13 protein-coding genes are annotated in these 15059 nt (G+C 64.5%); 5 read left to right on the top strand and 8 right to left on the bottom strand.

Annotation, left to right across the window (positions count from 1 at the left end; translation table 11 throughout):
* Window positions 1-136: 136 nt before the first annotated feature.
* From IGS55_RS04445 to IGS55_RS04415, 7 genes are all read right to left on the bottom strand, one after another.
* Window positions 137-1258, bottom strand: a complete 1122-nt coding sequence (locus IGS55_RS04445) for a metallophosphoesterase (protein ID WP_230518538.1) — start codon at window positions 1256-1258, stop codon at window positions 137-139.
* Window positions 1259-1329: 71 nt separating this feature from the next.
* Window positions 1330-2847, bottom strand: coding sequence for an ATP-binding response regulator (locus IGS55_RS04440; protein WP_230518537.1), 1518 nt, complete (start codon window positions 2845-2847; stop codon window positions 1330-1332).
* Window positions 2834-4657: an ATP-binding protein gene (locus IGS55_RS04435; RefSeq protein WP_230518536.1), complete on the bottom strand. Its 1824-nt coding sequence runs from the start codon at window positions 4655-4657 to the stop codon at window positions 2834-2836. The genes IGS55_RS04440 and IGS55_RS04435 overlap by 14 nt, the downstream gene beginning before the upstream one ends.
* A complete protein-coding gene (locus tag IGS55_RS04430) occupies window positions 4654-5739 on the bottom strand; it encodes an ATP-binding SpoIIE family protein phosphatase (protein ID WP_230518535.1) in 1086 nt (361 codons plus the stop codon). The genes IGS55_RS04435 and IGS55_RS04430 overlap by 4 nt, the downstream gene beginning before the upstream one ends.
* Window positions 5736-6134 (bottom strand): ATP-binding protein, encoded by a 399-nt coding sequence (locus IGS55_RS04425; protein WP_268992017.1) that lies wholly within the window; start codon window positions 6132-6134, stop codon window positions 5736-5738. Before IGS55_RS04425 ends, IGS55_RS04430 begins: the two co-directional genes overlap by 4 nt.
* A 58-nt stretch (window positions 6135-6192) precedes the next feature.
* Complete coding sequence (locus tag IGS55_RS04420; RefSeq protein ID WP_230518533.1) at window positions 6193-6555, bottom strand: STAS domain-containing protein; 363 nt, start codon at window positions 6553-6555, stop codon at window positions 6193-6195.
* A gap of 7 nt (window positions 6556-6562) precedes the next feature.
* Window positions 6563-7441, bottom strand: a complete 879-nt coding sequence (locus tag IGS55_RS04415; RefSeq protein ID WP_230518532.1) for an STAS domain-containing protein — start codon at window positions 7439-7441, stop codon at window positions 6563-6565.
* Between the two features lie 226 nt (window positions 7442-7667).
* Here IGS55_RS04415 and IGS55_RS04410 point away from each other — a divergent pair, with 226 nt between their 5' ends.
* The 4 genes from IGS55_RS04410 to IGS55_RS04395 all read left to right on the top strand — a co-directional run bounded on the left by IGS55_RS04410 (window position 7668) and on the right by IGS55_RS04395 (window position 11413).
* On the top strand, window positions 7668-8081 hold the full coding sequence (locus IGS55_RS04410; RefSeq protein ID WP_034755737.1) for a hemerythrin domain-containing protein: 414 nt from the start codon (window positions 7668-7670) through the stop codon (window positions 8079-8081).
* A 33-nt stretch (window positions 8082-8114) separates the two neighbouring features.
* Window positions 8115-9296, top strand: a complete 1182-nt coding sequence (hmpA, locus tag IGS55_RS04405) for an NO-inducible flavohemoprotein (protein WP_230518531.1) — start codon at window positions 8115-8117, stop codon at window positions 9294-9296.
* 129 nt (window positions 9297-9425) lie between these two features.
* Window positions 9426-9734 (top strand): DUF485 domain-containing protein, encoded by a 309-nt coding sequence (locus IGS55_RS04400; RefSeq protein ID WP_034755744.1) that lies wholly within the window; start codon window positions 9426-9428, stop codon window positions 9732-9734.
* A complete protein-coding gene (locus IGS55_RS04395; protein WP_230518530.1) occupies window positions 9731-11413 on the top strand; it encodes a cation acetate symporter in 1683 nt (560 codons plus the stop codon). Before IGS55_RS04400 ends, IGS55_RS04395 begins: the two co-directional genes overlap by 4 nt.
* Window positions 11414-11477: 64 nt before the next feature.
* On the opposite strand, the gene IGS55_RS04390 is transcribed toward IGS55_RS04395, so the two are convergent.
* Entirely contained in the window at window positions 11478-11933 is a 456-nt protein-coding gene (locus IGS55_RS04390) for an RrF2 family transcriptional regulator (protein ID WP_070291511.1), read from the bottom strand.
* A 340-nt stretch (window positions 11934-12273) separates the two neighbouring features.
* Between IGS55_RS04390 and ppc the strand changes: the two genes are divergently transcribed.
* A complete protein-coding gene (gene ppc / locus IGS55_RS04385; RefSeq protein ID WP_230518529.1) occupies window positions 12274-15027 on the top strand; it encodes a phosphoenolpyruvate carboxylase in 2754 nt (917 codons plus the stop codon).
* The last annotated feature ends 32 nt before the right edge of the window (window positions 15028-15059 follow it).

The following is a 15059-nucleotide window of genomic DNA, read 5'->3' as shown; positions in this document are numbered from 1 at the left end:
AACCTATATTACCATCAGGATCATCCTCAAAGTAACTGAAAACTGCCGTATCCTTTCATCTCAAGAGCATCAGAGAATTTTTTGGCAGCTGTAATCAGGTGATGCAGAGCTGTGCGCCCTGTATTGTCCTGAAGTTCTACGCCGCCACCAGCCTCAATCTCGTAATCTCCGCCGGCGCCCCGATGCGCTTGGGCGGCCCCCAGTACCCGGTGCCGCGGCTGACATAAATCCACAGGCGGCCGCGCCGGTGCAGGCCTGCCACGTAGGGCTGCTGCAGCGGCACGAACAGATTCCATGGCCAGAATTGTCCCCCGTGCGTGTGGCCCGACAGTTGCAGGTCGTAGCCGGCCGCTTCGGCCTCGGGCGCGCTGCGCGGCTGGTGTGCCAGCAGGATGCGCGGGATATCGGCCGGTGCGCCGGCGATCGCGCCCTGCGGGTCGCTGCGCTGATCGGGATCGAAGGCGCCGGCATTGAAATCGGTGACGCCGGCCAGCGCCAGGCGCGCGCCGTCGTGTTCGAGCACCGCATGTTCGTTCATCAGCACGCGCAAGCCCAGGCGGCGGAACTCCGCCACCCACGGTGTGGCGCCCGAATAGTATTCGTGGTTGCCCGTGACGAGGAAGACGCCATGGCGCGCGCGCAGCTCGCCCAGCGGCGCCGTATGGCTGCCCAGCTGCGCCACCGTGCCGTCGACCACGTCGCCCGTGATGGCTATGAGGTCGGCCCGCAGGCCGTTGGCGCGCGCGACGATGGCTTCCACGTAGGCGCGCTTGATGGTGGCGCCCACGTGAATGTCGCTCAGCTGCACGATGGTCAAACCGTGCAAGGCGGCCGGCAGGCCGGTAATCGGCACAGTCACTTCGCGCACGCGCGCCACACGGCGGGCGTTGATGAAGCCGATGCCGGTGGCCAGCAGGGCCAGGGCTAGCGCCGCCACGGCCGAGGCCTGGGCATGCGGGCGGGTGGCGGGAACCAGCATCAGCAGTTCGCGCAGCATGGTGAGCACGAACAGCGAGGAAAAAAAGCCCATGCACAGCGAGCCGGCCCAGCTCAAACGGTCGGCCAGGCGCGCATCGTTGGTGACGGCGCGGGCGAAGATGGTCATCGGCATGAGCATGGTCGAGGCCAGCAAGACGGCGCCGCCCAGCAGCCAGCCGGCCAGGCCGACGGGCAGGGCAGGCAACAGCAGCCAGCCCAGCAGGGCGTGCAGGGCGCCCAGTATCATGGTGATGCGCAGCAGCGGCGTGCGGGTTTTCATGTGATGGTTCCAGAGGTGAGGCGGCCGCCGATTATAGCGGACCCCCTGGCAACACGCAGCCGCCACCGCGCTCACGGTGCGATATGCAATCCCAGCATGGCCAGCTTGCCGAAATCGACAGGCTTGGCGAAGTGCTCGTTGAACCCGGCCTGCAGGGCCGCCTGGCGGTCGTGTTCCTGGCCATAGCCGGTCAGCGCCACGAGCTGGAATTGCTGCGGTATCGGCAGCTGGCGCAGTTTACCGGCCACGTCGTAGCCGCTCATGTCGGGCAGGCCGATGTCGAGAAAGACGATGTCGGGCTTGAATTCCAGGGTGCGCTCGGTCGCCTGCGCCCCCGTGTAGGCAGTGCGCACCGTGTGGCCGTACATTTCCAGCAGTTCGGCCAGGGTGTCGGCCGCATCGCAGTTGTCGTCGACGACGAGGATGCGCTGGCTGCCGCCGCTGGCCGCCTCCGGCGCCGGCGCGGCGGCGGGTGCTGGCACGTTGGCGTCGAGGGGCAGGATCACTTCGAAGGTGCTGCCCAGCCCCACGCCGGGGCTGTGCACGCTGACCTGGCCGCCATGCAAGGTCACCAGGTTGCGCACCAGCGACAGGCCGATGCCCAGGCCGTCCTGCACCCGGTCGGGCGAATGGCCGCTCTGCTCGAACAGGCCGAAGATGCTGTCGATGCTGGCGGCGGCGATGCCGATGCCGTTGTCGCTCAGGCGGATGCGCACATTGTCGCCTTCGCGTACGGCGGTAATGGCGATGCGTCCGCCCGGCGCCGTGAACTTGGCCGCGTTGAGCAGCAGGTTGGCGACGATCTGCGACAGGCGCACGGCGTCGCCGCAGACCCACAGTTCTTCCTTGGGCAGATGCACGTCGAGCGCATGGCCGCGCGCCTCGATGCTGTGCGAGCTCGTTTCCAGCGCGCTGCGGATGACGCTGGGCAGGCTCACGCTGTCCCATTGCAGCGAGATCTTGCCCTGCGAAATGCGCGACACGTCGAGCAGGTCGTCCACCAGGCGCACCAGGTGGTCCGTGTGGCGGGCTATGGTGCGGCGCGCATTGTCCTGCACGGCCGGCACGACGGGGTCGAGCTTGCACAACAGGGCCAGTGCCGTGCGGATGGGGCCCAGCGGGTTGCGCAATTCGTGCGCCAGGGTGGCCAGGAATTCATCCTTGCGGCGATCCACGTCGCGCAGCGCGCGCTCGACCCGTCCCAGGCGCAGCAGCGCCTTGACGTTGGCGATCAGTTCATCGGCTTCGATCGGCTCCACCAGGTAATTGTCGGCGCCGCCGTCGAGGGCGCGGATCTTGTCGGCCGTGCCGATGCAGGAAGCGGACGTCTGCAGCACGAGGATGGTGTTCGTCTCGGCGCCGCCTTTCAGCTGGCGGCACACTTCCAGGCCGTTGATGTCGGGCAGCTTGACGTCGAGGAGGATCAGGTTGGGGCGGTCCTGGCGGGCGCGCAGCAGCGCGTCGCCGCCGTTCGAGGCTTCAATGACCTTGAAGCCGGCGCGTTTGAGGATGCGCGATTTGGCGTAGCGTGCGCCATCGCTGTCATCGACGTTCAGGATCAGAGCATCGCTGTTGTTATCCGGTAGCATGCGCATTGTCCCATGTGGTTGTGCCTTGCGGCGGAGCCGGCTCTTGCCGGTGATGTGTGTTGCCGATCAGCGCGCGCAGGGTCGCCAGCAATTGCTGGCGCGACAGCGGCTTGATGTAGTAGGCCTCGGCGCCCAGGGCCAGGCCCTTGCGCACGTCGTCGATCTCGGTGGCGACGATGACGGGCACCTGGCGCCGCAGCGGGTCGTTTTTCAGCTCGGCCAGCCAGTGCCAGGCCGTTTCGCCGTGCAGCAGGATGTCGAGGATGACGGCGGCGGGGCGCTGCTGTTCCCAGCGCTCCTGCGCCTCGCGCACGCTGCGCGCGGGGACGACGCGAAATTCGCTGCCGGCCAAAAATTTTTCATACAGCAGGCGCACGGGCGGATTGTCTTCCACCACCAGCACGGCGACGCGCTGGTCGTTGCCATTGTCGTTGGCCGGCGCGCATGGCGGCAGGCTGCCTTCGGGCGCATGGTAGCTGGTGGGCAGGACGACGGAAAACAGCGAGCCCTCGCCAGGCGTGCTTTCCACGGACACCGTGCCATTGAGCAGTGTAGCCAGGTTGCGGCACAGGGGCAGGCCCAGGCCTGTGCCCTTGACCTTGCGCTGCATGTGGTTTTCCACCTGGCTGAATTCCTCGAAAATCAGCTGCACGTCTTCGGCATCGATGCCCAGGCCCGTGTCGGAGACGGAAAAGCGGATGGCGTCCTGCTCCGGCAAGGGCGTGGCGCTGACGACGATGGCGCCGGCCTCGGTGAACTTGAGGGCGTTGGAAATGAAGTTGCGCAGGATTTGCGACAGCTTGCCTTCATCCGTATGGATGTGCAGCGCCGGGTCGGGGTCGATGAAGGTCAGGGTGAGCGACTCGGACACCAGCAGCGGGCGCAGCATGCCGCGCAGGGCGCTGAACAGGTCGGACACCTGGAAGCTGTTGGCGTGCACGTCGACCTTGCCCGCCTCGATCTTGGCCAGGTCCAGCAGATCGTTCACCAGGTCGCTCAGACTGACGGCGCTTTGCAGGATGAACATCACCTGCTTTTCCTGCTCTTCCGACAGCTCGCCGTCGATACGGTCGAGCAGCAGCTTGGACAGGGCGCGGATGGAGCTGAGCGGGGTGCGGAATTCATGGCTCATGTTCGACAGGAAGCGCGATTTCATCTGGTCGGCGCGGCGCAGGTGGTCGGCTTTTTCGTCGAGTTCCGCGAACAGCGCCACCACGCCCCGGTTGGTGTCTTCCAGTTCGCGCGTCAGCTGCAGCAAATCGTCCTGGCGCGTCTTCAGTTCGGCCAGTGTGCTCAGCAGTTCGCGGTTCTGCTGCTGCACCTCGGACAGCGTGATATCCGACGGCAGCGCCTGCAGGCTGCCGGACAGCGTGCCGATGCTTTGCCCGTCGAGCAGGGGCGCGTCGCGCGGGAACAGCTTGTGCAGCGTGATCTGCGTACCTTCGCCGGGCGTGCTGTGGATATGGCAGCGGTCCATCAGGCGCTGCGCGCCCAGGATGCCCAGGCCCATGCCCGTGGGCGAGCGGTAGGTGCCGGCCAATATCTTGTCGAGCTGCGCGATGCCGGGGCCCTGGTCCTCGATGCGGATGCTGAGCACCTGCGGCGCCGTCTGGCCATCGATGGCGAAATGCACCTTGCCGCTGCCCGCGTAGTTATAGACGTTGCGGGCCAGTTCCGACACGGCCGTGGCGATGCGCACCTGGTCCTGCACGCCGAAGCCGCACAGGGCGGCGATCTGCCGCGCGCGCTGGCGCGCGCCCACCACATCGAGTTCGCTGCCGATATGGGCCGTCAATATGCGTTGCGTCATGTTGTTTCGCTCCTTTCCGCGGTGACGGCCGGGCATTCCTCATGTTCGCGCAGCACCACCACCGTGACGTCGTCGCGCCCGCGCGCAAAATCGCGGTACAGCACGGCCGCGACGAGGCTGGGGTGGCATTGCGCCAGGCCCGGATACTGTTCCAGGTCCCAGCGCGTGTGCAGGCCGTCCGAGTGCATGATCAAGGTCGCGCCCAGCTGCCACGGATAGCAGAACTCCTGCACCTTGCGCAGGTTGCTGCCGACGATGCCGTTATGCGACAGCAGATGCCGGCGCTGCTGCGCATCGAAGGCGCAGGCGGCGATGTTGCCCACGCCCGCATAGCGCAATTCGCGGCGCGCGCTGTCGATATGCGCCACCGCCAGCGCCGCGCCGCGCGTCGTGCGCAGGGCGCCGTGGGCCATTTCGATGAAGGGGGCGGGCAGGGGCGGCAAGCCGGGCGTGTCGGTTTCCAGCAGGGAGCTGGCGCGTTCCGACGCGCGCGCCGCCAGCGGTCCGTGGCCCAGGCCATCGGCCACCATCAGGCTCAGTTCATGGCCTTCGCAGACCACGTTCCACGCGTCGCCGCACACCTGTTCCGAGGCCAGCGGCAGGCACACGGCGCCGATGCGCCAGTTCGGGTGGGCGGGGATGGCGCTGCTGGCGTGCTGCCCCCAGACCACCACCATCAGCACCGTGCCCTTGCCGGGTGCCGTGTACAGGTCGAATTCCTGGCCCAGGCGGCGTATCGCGCCCAGCCCCACGCCATAGGTGCCCGTGGTCGAATGGCCATCCTGCATGTGCTGGCGCACATTGGCCATGCCGGGGCCGTTGTCGATGGCCAGCACCTCGATGCCGCTGGTGCCGCCGCGCAGCACCTTGCGCAGCAGGATTTCGCCGCGCTGCGCGTGCTTGACGATGTTGGTCGCCGCTTCACTGATGATGATGGCCAGCTGGCCCGTGCGCACTTCGTCGAAGCCGATGCGGCGCGCCAGCTCGTTGCCGGCGCGGCGGGCCGCGGCGATCTCGCTCGGTTCGCCGATGGGAAAACTTCTTTGCCTGAGAATGTCAGGCTGTGGTTCCTGGTGGTTCAAAACAGCTTCCATTTCGCGATGGTGACGGTGGTGCCCGCGCCGGGCGCCGTGTCGATGTGAAATGCGTCGGCCAGGCGCTTGGCGCCGCCCAGCCCCAGTCCCAGTCCGCCGCCGCTGGTATAGCCATCGGTCAGCGCCAGGGGAATATCGTCGATGCCCGGTCCCGCGTCGACAAAGCGCAGTTCCAGTCCCTGCCGCGCACCATCGCTGACGCGCGCGATGCGCGCCTCGCCGCCGCCGCCGTAGCGCAGGGTGTTGCGCGCCAGTTCGCTGGCCGCCGTGATGATCTTGGTCTGTTCGATCAGGCCAAAACCCATGGCGACCATGCTGTCGCGCACCTGCTTGCGCAAGCGCACGACGTCCTCGTCGCTGCGCAGGGGCAGGATCTGCTGCAGCTGTTGCGCCCCCGCCTGCGCCCGCTCCTGTGCCTGCGCGCCTAGCACGGCGCCTCCGTCATGCGCATGCGCCGCTCCGTTCCAGCAGCTTGATGCCCAGCTCCACGTTGAGCGCCGTGCTCACGCCTTCCAGGGTCAGCCCCAGTTCCACCAGGGTGATGGCGACGGCCGGCTGCATGCCGACGACGACGGTGCGCGCGTCGAGGATTTTCGCCATCGCCGCCGTGTTGCTGATCATGCGGCCGATGAAGGAGTCGACGATGTCGAGCGCGGAAATGTCGATCAGCACGCCCGTGGCGCGGTCCGTCACGATGCGGGTGGTCAGGTCGTCCTGCAGGGTCATCGCCAGGCGGTCATGCATGTCCACCTGTATCGTCACCAGCAGCAGCCGGCCCATGCGTAAAATGGGGATTCTTTCCATAGGCGCCTCAGTGTTGTTGCTGCTGGTAGGTGATGCTGGAACCCGTGCGTTTCAGGGCCACGACGAAGGCGTCGGCCAGGGTGGCCTTGGTCATCACGTCTTCCAGGTTGACGCCCAGGTGCACGATGGTTTGCGCGATCTGCGGGCGGATGCCGCTGATGATGCAGTCGGCGCCCATCAGGCGCGCCGCGGCGATCGTCTTCAGCAGGTGCTGCGCCACCAGGGTGTCGACGGTGGGCACGCCCGTGATGTCGATGATGGCGATCAGGGCGCCCGTGTCGACGATCTTTTGCAGCAGGCTCTCCATCACCACCTGCGTGCGGGCGCTGTCGAGCGTGCCGATCAGGGGCAGGGCCAGCACGTTTTGCCACAGCTGCACCACGGGCGTCGACAGTTCCAGCAATTCCTGCTGCTGGCGCAATATCACCTGTTCGCGCGCCTTCTGGTAGATGGCGATGGTCAGCAGGCCCAGTTCGTCGAACAATTTGCTGGTGCTGACGATGGCGTCACCGAGCTGCTCCGGCTGCGCCGTGATCGCCTTGCGCAGGTAGGCGAACAGCGGTTCCTTCAGGGAGAACATGAAGCTGGCCGTGTCGATCGGCGAATAGCCCTGGCGCACGCGCGACTGCGATATTTCCGCGAGCAGCTGGCGCGTGTCGTCCCAGGCGCCGCCTTCGATGTCGAACGAGTCGCCGCTTTCCAGCGCGCCCGCCAGCAGCGGCAGGAATTGCGACGCCTGCTGGCGCAGCTCGTTTTCGGCGATCTTGTCGCGCCGCACCAGGCGGGCGATCAGGCCGGCCATCCAGCCGTCCAGCAGTTCCGTGTGGTGTTCGTTGATGATGCCGGCCAGTTGCTGCGCCTGGCCCATGCCCGTTTTGTTTTTCATGCTCATCCTTGGCTGGAGTGGAGGGTGCGGCACGGCCGCAAACGGGCCCGCGCTGTGATGGATAAATTATAGGCAGACGTGGCCTTAGCTTGTGTTCTGTGCCGCACATAGTGGCGCATGTCGATTCAGATTCCTGCAGGAAACATGGCTTGCTTAAAGATGTATGTTGTTTGCATGTTTAAGGGGATTCCGCTACACTGGCAACACTCAACAAGAGAAACACGCCATGAATATCGACAAATTCAAACAGCAGCACCTGGCCATCCTGGCCGCCATCGACGACTTGCGCCAGCTTGCGCGCGGCGGTGTCGCCGCGCAGGCGCAGGCGATTGCCGAACAGATCATCGCCATGAGCGGCTTGATCAAGCTGCACCTGGCCGTCGAGCAGCGCTACCTGTATCCGGCCGCGCAGGCGTCCGGCGTGGCCAAAGTGGCCCAGCTGGGGCGCCAGTACGAAAACGAGATGCACGGCATCGCCGGCGCCTACCTCGATTTCGCCGGCCGCTGGAATACGCCCGTGCGCCTGGAAGCGGAACCGGACGCCTTCCGCAGCGAAGCCAATACCGTGCTGCATGCGCTGTTCCAGCGCATGCGCCGCGAAGATCATGAGTTATATCCAGCTGTAGAGACGCTGGCCTGACACCGCTTACCCATATCCACACAGGAGTTTTACATGCTGACCCCACAACAACGCGCCATCATCACGGCCACCGTGCCCATCCTCGAGCAGGGCGGCGAAGCGCTGACGCGCCACTTCTACAAGAACCTGTTCCGCGACCATCCCGAAGTGCTGCCGTACTTTAACCAGGCGCACCAGCACAGCGGCGACCAGCAGCGCGCGCTGGCCAATGGCGTGCTGATGTATGCCAAACATATCGATCAACTGGCCGCGCTGGGCGACCTGGTGGCCACCATCGTCAACAAGCACGTGGCCCTGCAGATCCGCGCCGAGCACTATCCGCTGGTGGGCGCCAGCCTGCTGCAGGCGATCCGCGAAGTGCTGGGCGCAGAGGTGGCCAGCGACGCCGTCATCGACGCCTGGGGCGCGGCCTACGGCCAGCTGGCCGACATCCTGGCCGGCGAAGAAGGGCGCATCTACAAGGCGCAGGCCGCCGCGCCGGGCGGCTGGAGCGGCGCGCGCGACTTTACCGTGCGCAGCAAGACGGTGGAAAGCGGCGAGATCACGTCCTTCCTGCTGGCGCCCGCCGATGGCCAGGCCGTGCTCGACTTTGCGCCGGGCCAGTACATCGGCGTGGTGGCCACCGTCGACGGCGTGCCCATGCGCCGCCAGTACTCGTTGTCCGCCGCCAGCAATGGCCAGACCTACCGCATCAGCGTCAAGCGCGAAGCGGGCGGCAAGGTGTCGAACTATTTCCACGACCACGTGCAGGCGGGCGACACGGTGCAGCTGACGCCGCCATCGGGCGACTTCGTGCTGAAAGACAGCGACAAGCCGCTGGTGCTGATCAGCGGCGGCGTCGGCATCACGCCGACCCTGGCCATGCTGACGGCCGCCCTGCGCGGCAAGCGTCCAGTGCACTTCATCCACGCGGCGCGCAGCCACGGCGTGCATGCGTTTCGCGCGCAGATCGACGAACTGGCCGCGCAGCACCCGCAGCTGCGGCGCTATTACTGCTACGCGGAACACGCTGGCGAACAGGATGCGCCGGACGCCGTGGGCTTGCTCGATAAAGAGCAGCTGAATAACTGGCTGCCCGCCTCGCGCGACGTCGATGCCTATTTCCTGGGACCGCAGCCATTCATGCGGGCCGTCAAGCAATACTTGCGCGAGCTGGGCGTGCCGGAACAGCAGACGCACCATGAGTTCTTCGGACCGGCTGCCGCCTTGAACTGATTTTTCTTCCTGCCTTGTGTTGCCCCCGCGCGAAAAAACGCCGCCGTAAGGGGCGGGTAAGCCTCGCGCTGTACTGTGAATCCAAGCTCGCACAAAAGAGCACGCTTTTACATAACAGGAGGCAACACAATGCATGACGATCTGGTTCAAAAAATCAAGAGTGACCCCAGCTATCATCAGCTGGTCAAGGTGCGTTCCCGCTTCGGCTGGGCGCTGACGGGCCTGATGATGCTCGTGTACTACGGCTACATCCTGCTCATCGCCTTCAACAAGGAATTTCTTGCCACGAAAACGGGCGCCGGCGTGATGACCTGGGGCATGCCGATCGGCCTGTTCGTCATCGTGTTTACCGTACTCGTCACCGGCATCTATGTGCGCCGCGCCAACAAGCAATTCGACGACCTGAGCAACGCCATCCAGGCACGGGTGCAAGCATGAGCGCCGCCAAGCATGCGCTGCGCGGCATGTCTTGCCTGAGCATCCTGGCCTTGCTGGGTGCCAGCAACGCCGCGTTTGCGGCCGGCGCCGACCTGGGCCAGGCAGTCAAGCAGCCGACCAACTGGACGGCGATCATCATGTTCGCCGCCTTCGTCATTTTCACCCTGTTCGTCACCAAGTGGGCGGCCGCGAAGACCAAGTCGGCTTCCGATTTCTACACGGCCGGCGGCGGCATCACGGGCTTCCAGAACGGCCTGGCCATCGCGGGCGACTATATGTCGGCCGCCTCATTCCTCGGCATTTCCGCCGCCGTCTTCCTGAACGGCTACGATGGCCTGATCTACGCCATCGGCTTTCTCGTCGGCTGGCCCGTCATCACCTTTTTGATGGCCGAGCGCCTGCGCAATCTGGGCCGCTTCACCTTTGCCGACGTGGCCGCCTACCGCTTCAAGCAGGCGCCGATCCGCATCTTTTCCGCGTCCGGCACCCTCGTCGTCGTGGCGTTCTACCTGATCGCGCAGATGGTGGGCGCGGGCCAATTGATCAAGCTGCTGTTCGGCCTCGAGTACTGGATCGCCGTCGTCCTGGTCGGTACCTTGATGATGATCTACGTGCTGTTCGGCGGCATGACGGCTACCACCTGGGTGCAGATCATCAAGGCCGTGATGCTGCTGGGCGGCGCCACCTTCATGGCCGTTGCCGTGCTGGCGCAATTCAACTTCAGCCCGGAAGCGCTGTTCGCCAAGTCGGTCGACGTGCATGCCACCAAGGAAGCCATCATGGGCCCCGGTTCCTTCATCAAGGACCCGATCTCGGCCATCTCCTTCGGCATGGCGCTGATGTTCGGCACGGCCGGCCTGCCGCACATCCTCATGCGTTTCTTCACGGTGCCGAGCGCCAAGGAAGCGCGCAAATCCGTGTTCTGGGCCACCACCTGGATCGCTTATTTCTACATCCTGACCTTCATCATCGGCTTTGGCGCCATCGTGCTGGTGAGCACCAATCCAGAGTTCAAGGATGCTGCGGGCAAGCTGCTGGGCGGTAACAACATGGCGGCCGTGCACCTGGCCAAGGCCGTGGGCGGCAACGTCTTCCTCGGCTTCATGTCGGCGGTCGCGTTCGCCACGATTCTGGCCGTCGTGGCGGGCTTGACCCTGTCGGGCGCGTCGGCCGTGTCGCACGATCTGTATGCCACCGTCATCAAGAAGGGCAAGGCCACGGGCGCCAACGAATTGAAAGTGTCGCGCGTGACGACGATCGTGTTGGGCATCATCGCCGTGGTGCTGGGCATCGCCTTTGAAAAGCAGAACATCGCCTTCATGGTGTCGCTGGCATTCGCCATTGCCGCCTCGGCCAACTTCCCCGTGCTGTTCATGTCGGTGCTGTGGAAGGATTGCACGACGCGGGGCGCCACCATCGGCGGCTTCCTCGGTTTGACCACGGCCGTCGCGCTGACGGTGGTGTCGAAGTCCGTGTGGGTCGACGTGCTCGGCCATGGCGAAGCGCTGTTCCCTTACGCCTCGCCGGCGCTGTTCTCGATGACGGCCGGCTTTGTCGGCATCTGGCTGTTCTCGGTGCTCGACAAGAGCCCCCGCGCGCGCATCGACCGCGCCGGCTACGAAGCGCAGCAAATGCGTTCGGAGACGGGTATCGGCGCGGCAGGCGCCAGCGCGCATTGATGTTTTAGATAGTCGCTGCAGGAAACAATGCCCGGTTCGCCGGGCATTGTTGTTTTTGGCGCGCTTACTTTGCCACGCGCAAGGGAATCACGCCGGCCGCCAGCGCCGGCGCGCCCGGCGTCGCTTCGAGTATCGACGCCAGGGTCACCGTGTCGAGCACGGCAAGGAAGGCGGCCGTGGCCTGGCCCAGCTTGGCCTTCAGCAGGCAATCGGGTGTCAGCGGGCAGGTATTGTTTTCCTTGTTAAAACATTCCGCCATGAAAAAATCGTTTTCCGTCTCGCGCACGACGGTGCCGATATTGATCTCGGCCGGATCGCGCGCCAGGCGCAGGCCGCCATTGCGCCCGCGCACCGTTTCCACGATGCCGGACAGGCCCAGCTGGTGCACCACCTTCATCAAATGATTTTTCGAGATGGCATGCAGGTCGGCGATGTCCTGGATGGTGACGAGGCGGTCGCGGTGCACGCCCAGGTACATCAGGGTGCGCAGGGTGTAGTCGGTATAGGCAGTCAGTCGCATGGGCTTCGTTCATAAGATGTGGATTACATCCTTGTTTCATCCGCAGCATACAGGAGAGCGCCGGCCGTGTGTGTTGCGCCGTCACTTTTCATCCTCGAAAGACAAAAGTTGATTGCCTTTCGCTTAAATGCGTAGTAAATTTTCATATTGTTGCCCTGGTAAATAGCTCGCAAGCCCTTGTTGGCCCTTTGAGTAGGATTTTTTTTGATGGAAATCAAGAGGATGGTGAAGCAATAAGGTAAATTTACTACAAATTCGACGATGGGCGTTTCCCGGGCCGGGAAGCGCGAACTACGCAATCTGTGCGGTGCCGCCGTGGCCGCCCCAGGAAATACATACCATGCAAATGAATGAAGTGAAAGACGAGCTGCTGAGCAGCGATATCCGCCAGCTGGGCCGTCTGCTGGGCGATGCCATCCGCAACCACCTGGGCGACCCTGCCTTCGAGCGCATCGAACATGTGCGCCAGCTGGCCATCCGTTTCCGCCGCGACAATGATCAAGCGGCGCGCGCGCAGCTGTCGGACGCGCTGCAAGCGCTGTCGCAGGAAGAAACCACGCAATTGACGCGCGCTTTCAGCTATTTCTCGCTGCTGGCCAATATTGCGGAAGACCAGCATCACATCCGCCGCACGCGCGCCCATTTGATCGCCGGTTCGCCGCCGCGCCAGGGTAGCCTCAGCCATGCCGTCGGCAATGTGTTTGACGCGGGCAAGGCCGATGCATTGGAAACCTTCTTTGAAGATGCGTTCGTCAGCCCCGTCTTCACGGCGCATCCGACGGAAGTGCAGCGCAAGAGTATCCAGAATTGCCAGATGGCCATCGCCCGCCTGTTGAGCGAGCGCGACCGTGTGCAGATGACGCCGGAAGAAGCCGAGCAAAACGAAGAAGCGCTGGGCCGCGGCATCGTCACCCTGTGGCAGACCCGTTTGCTGCGTACGAGCAAGCTGTCCGTCATGGATGAAGTGGCCAATGGCCTGTCGTTCTACGACCACACGATTTTGCGCGAATTGCCGAAATTGTATTCTTCACTGGAAACCATGCTGGCCCAGCGCGATGCCCGCTGGGAAGATACGGAATTGCCGAATTTCATGAAGGTCGGCAGCTGGATAGGCGGCGACCGCGACGGCAACCCCTTCGTCACGGCCGACATCCTGCGCAGCACCCTGCAAACGCAGGCCGACAAGGTGCTCGACTTTTACCTCGGCGAATTGCGCAAGCTCGCTTCGCAACTGTCGCTGGCGCAAATACTGAACGCGTGCAGCGAGCCGCTGCGCGCGCTGGCCGAAGGCTCGGCCGATGCCTCGCCGCACCGCGTGGACGAGCCGTACCGCCGCGCCCTGCACGGCATCCATGCGCGCCTCGATGCCACGCGCGTCGTGCTATCGGGCAAGGGCAAGCAAGCCGACGGCGTACAGCCCTACGCTGCGGCTGCCGAACTGCTGGCCGACCTGGACGTGGTCCAGCATTCGCTCGTCAGCAACGGCTTGCGCGCGCTGGCCCGTGGCCGGCTGCGCCAGCTGCGCCGCGCCGTCAAGGTCTTCGGCTTTTCGCTGGCGCCGCTGGACTTGCGCCAGAATTCCGACGTGCATGAGCGCGTCGTGGGCGAGCTGTTCGCGGGCGCCCAGCCGGGCCTCGTCTACCTGGACCTCGACGAAGAGCAGCGCATCAGCCTGCTGCTGGCCGAACTGGAATCGCCACGCCTGCTGACGTCGCCGTATGCGCAGTATTCGGAAGAAACGACTTCCGAACTCGACATCTTCCGCGCCGTGCGCGCAGCCCACGTCAAATACGGCAAGGAATCTGTGCCGAACTGCATCATCTCGAAGGCGGCCAGCGTGTCGGACTTGCTGGAAGTGGCCCTGCTGCTGAAAGAAGTGGGCTTGCTGCGCCAGGACAGCCGCGAAGCGGACGTCAACATCATCCCGCTGTTTGAAACCATTGACGACTTGCGCGCCGGCCCCGCCATCATGGCGCGCGCCTTCGGCTTGCCGTTCTACCGGGGCTTGCTGGCCTCGCGCGCGGACCAGCAGGAAGTCATGCTTGGCTATTCGGACAGCAACAAGGACGGCGGCTTCCTGACCTCCGGCTGGGAACTCTACAAGGCCGAGATCGAGCTGGTGACGGTGTTCAAGGAGTATCAGATCAAGCTGCGTTTGTTCCACGGCCGCGGCGGTTCCGTGGGACGCGGCGGCGGACCCAGCTATGAAGCCATCCTGGCCCAGCCGGCAGGCGCCGTGCAGGGCCAGATCCGCCTGACGGAGCAGGGCGAAGTCATCACGGCCAAGTATGCGAACCCGGAAGTGGGGCGCCGCAACCTGGAAGTGCTGGTGGCCGCCACCATCCAGTCGACCCTGCTGCCGCAGGCACAGCTGCAACCGAAGGCTTCGGCCGGCGCCGGCCATTTGGCCGCGATGGAAGAGCTGTCCGGCACGGCCCTGAACGCCTACCGCGACCTGGTCTACGGCACGGAGGGCTTCGAGCAGTATTTCTGGGAATCGACGGTGATTGCCGAGATTGCCGCACTGAACATCGGCAGCCGTCCCGCTTCGCGCAAGAAATCCACGTCCATCGAGGACTTGCGCGCCATTCCCTGGGTGTTGAGCTGGGCGCAATGCCGCTTGATGCTGCCGGGCTGGTTCGGTTTCGGTTCCGCCGTGCAAGCCTACCTGGCCGCCCATCCCGCCGATGGCGCGGACGTGCTGCGCGGCATGTACACGGACTGGCCATTCTTTACGTCCTTGCTGTCGAACATGGATATGGTGCTGGCCAAGAGCGACATCGCCATTGCCGGCAAGTATGCGGAACTGGTCAAGGACAAGGCCTTGCGCGACGCCATCTTCACGCGCATCCGCGCCGAATACGCGGCCACCTTGGACGCCTTGAAACTGATCACGGGCCAGGAAGAGTTACAGCAAGCCAATCCGCTGATGCAGCGTTCGATACGCAACCGTTTCCCGTATATCGATCCGCTCAATCACGTGCAAGTGGAGTTGTTGAAACGCTTCCGCGAGGGCAAGCAGGATGCGGCGGCGCGCACGGGGATTCATTTGTCGATCAATGGCATTGCGGCGGGTTTGCGCAACAGCGGTTAACTTTTAGGGCAAAGTTGCCGAAATTCCGGGGT

The organism is Janthinobacterium sp. EB271-G4-3-2, assembly GCF_020858035.1.
GTDB classification, from domain to species: Bacteria; Pseudomonadota; Gammaproteobacteria; order Burkholderiales; family Burkholderiaceae_D; genus Janthinobacterium; species Janthinobacterium aestuarii.
The sequence above is the reverse complement of the archived record's forward strand: the minus strand, read 5'-3'. Positions and strand labels throughout refer to the sequence as shown.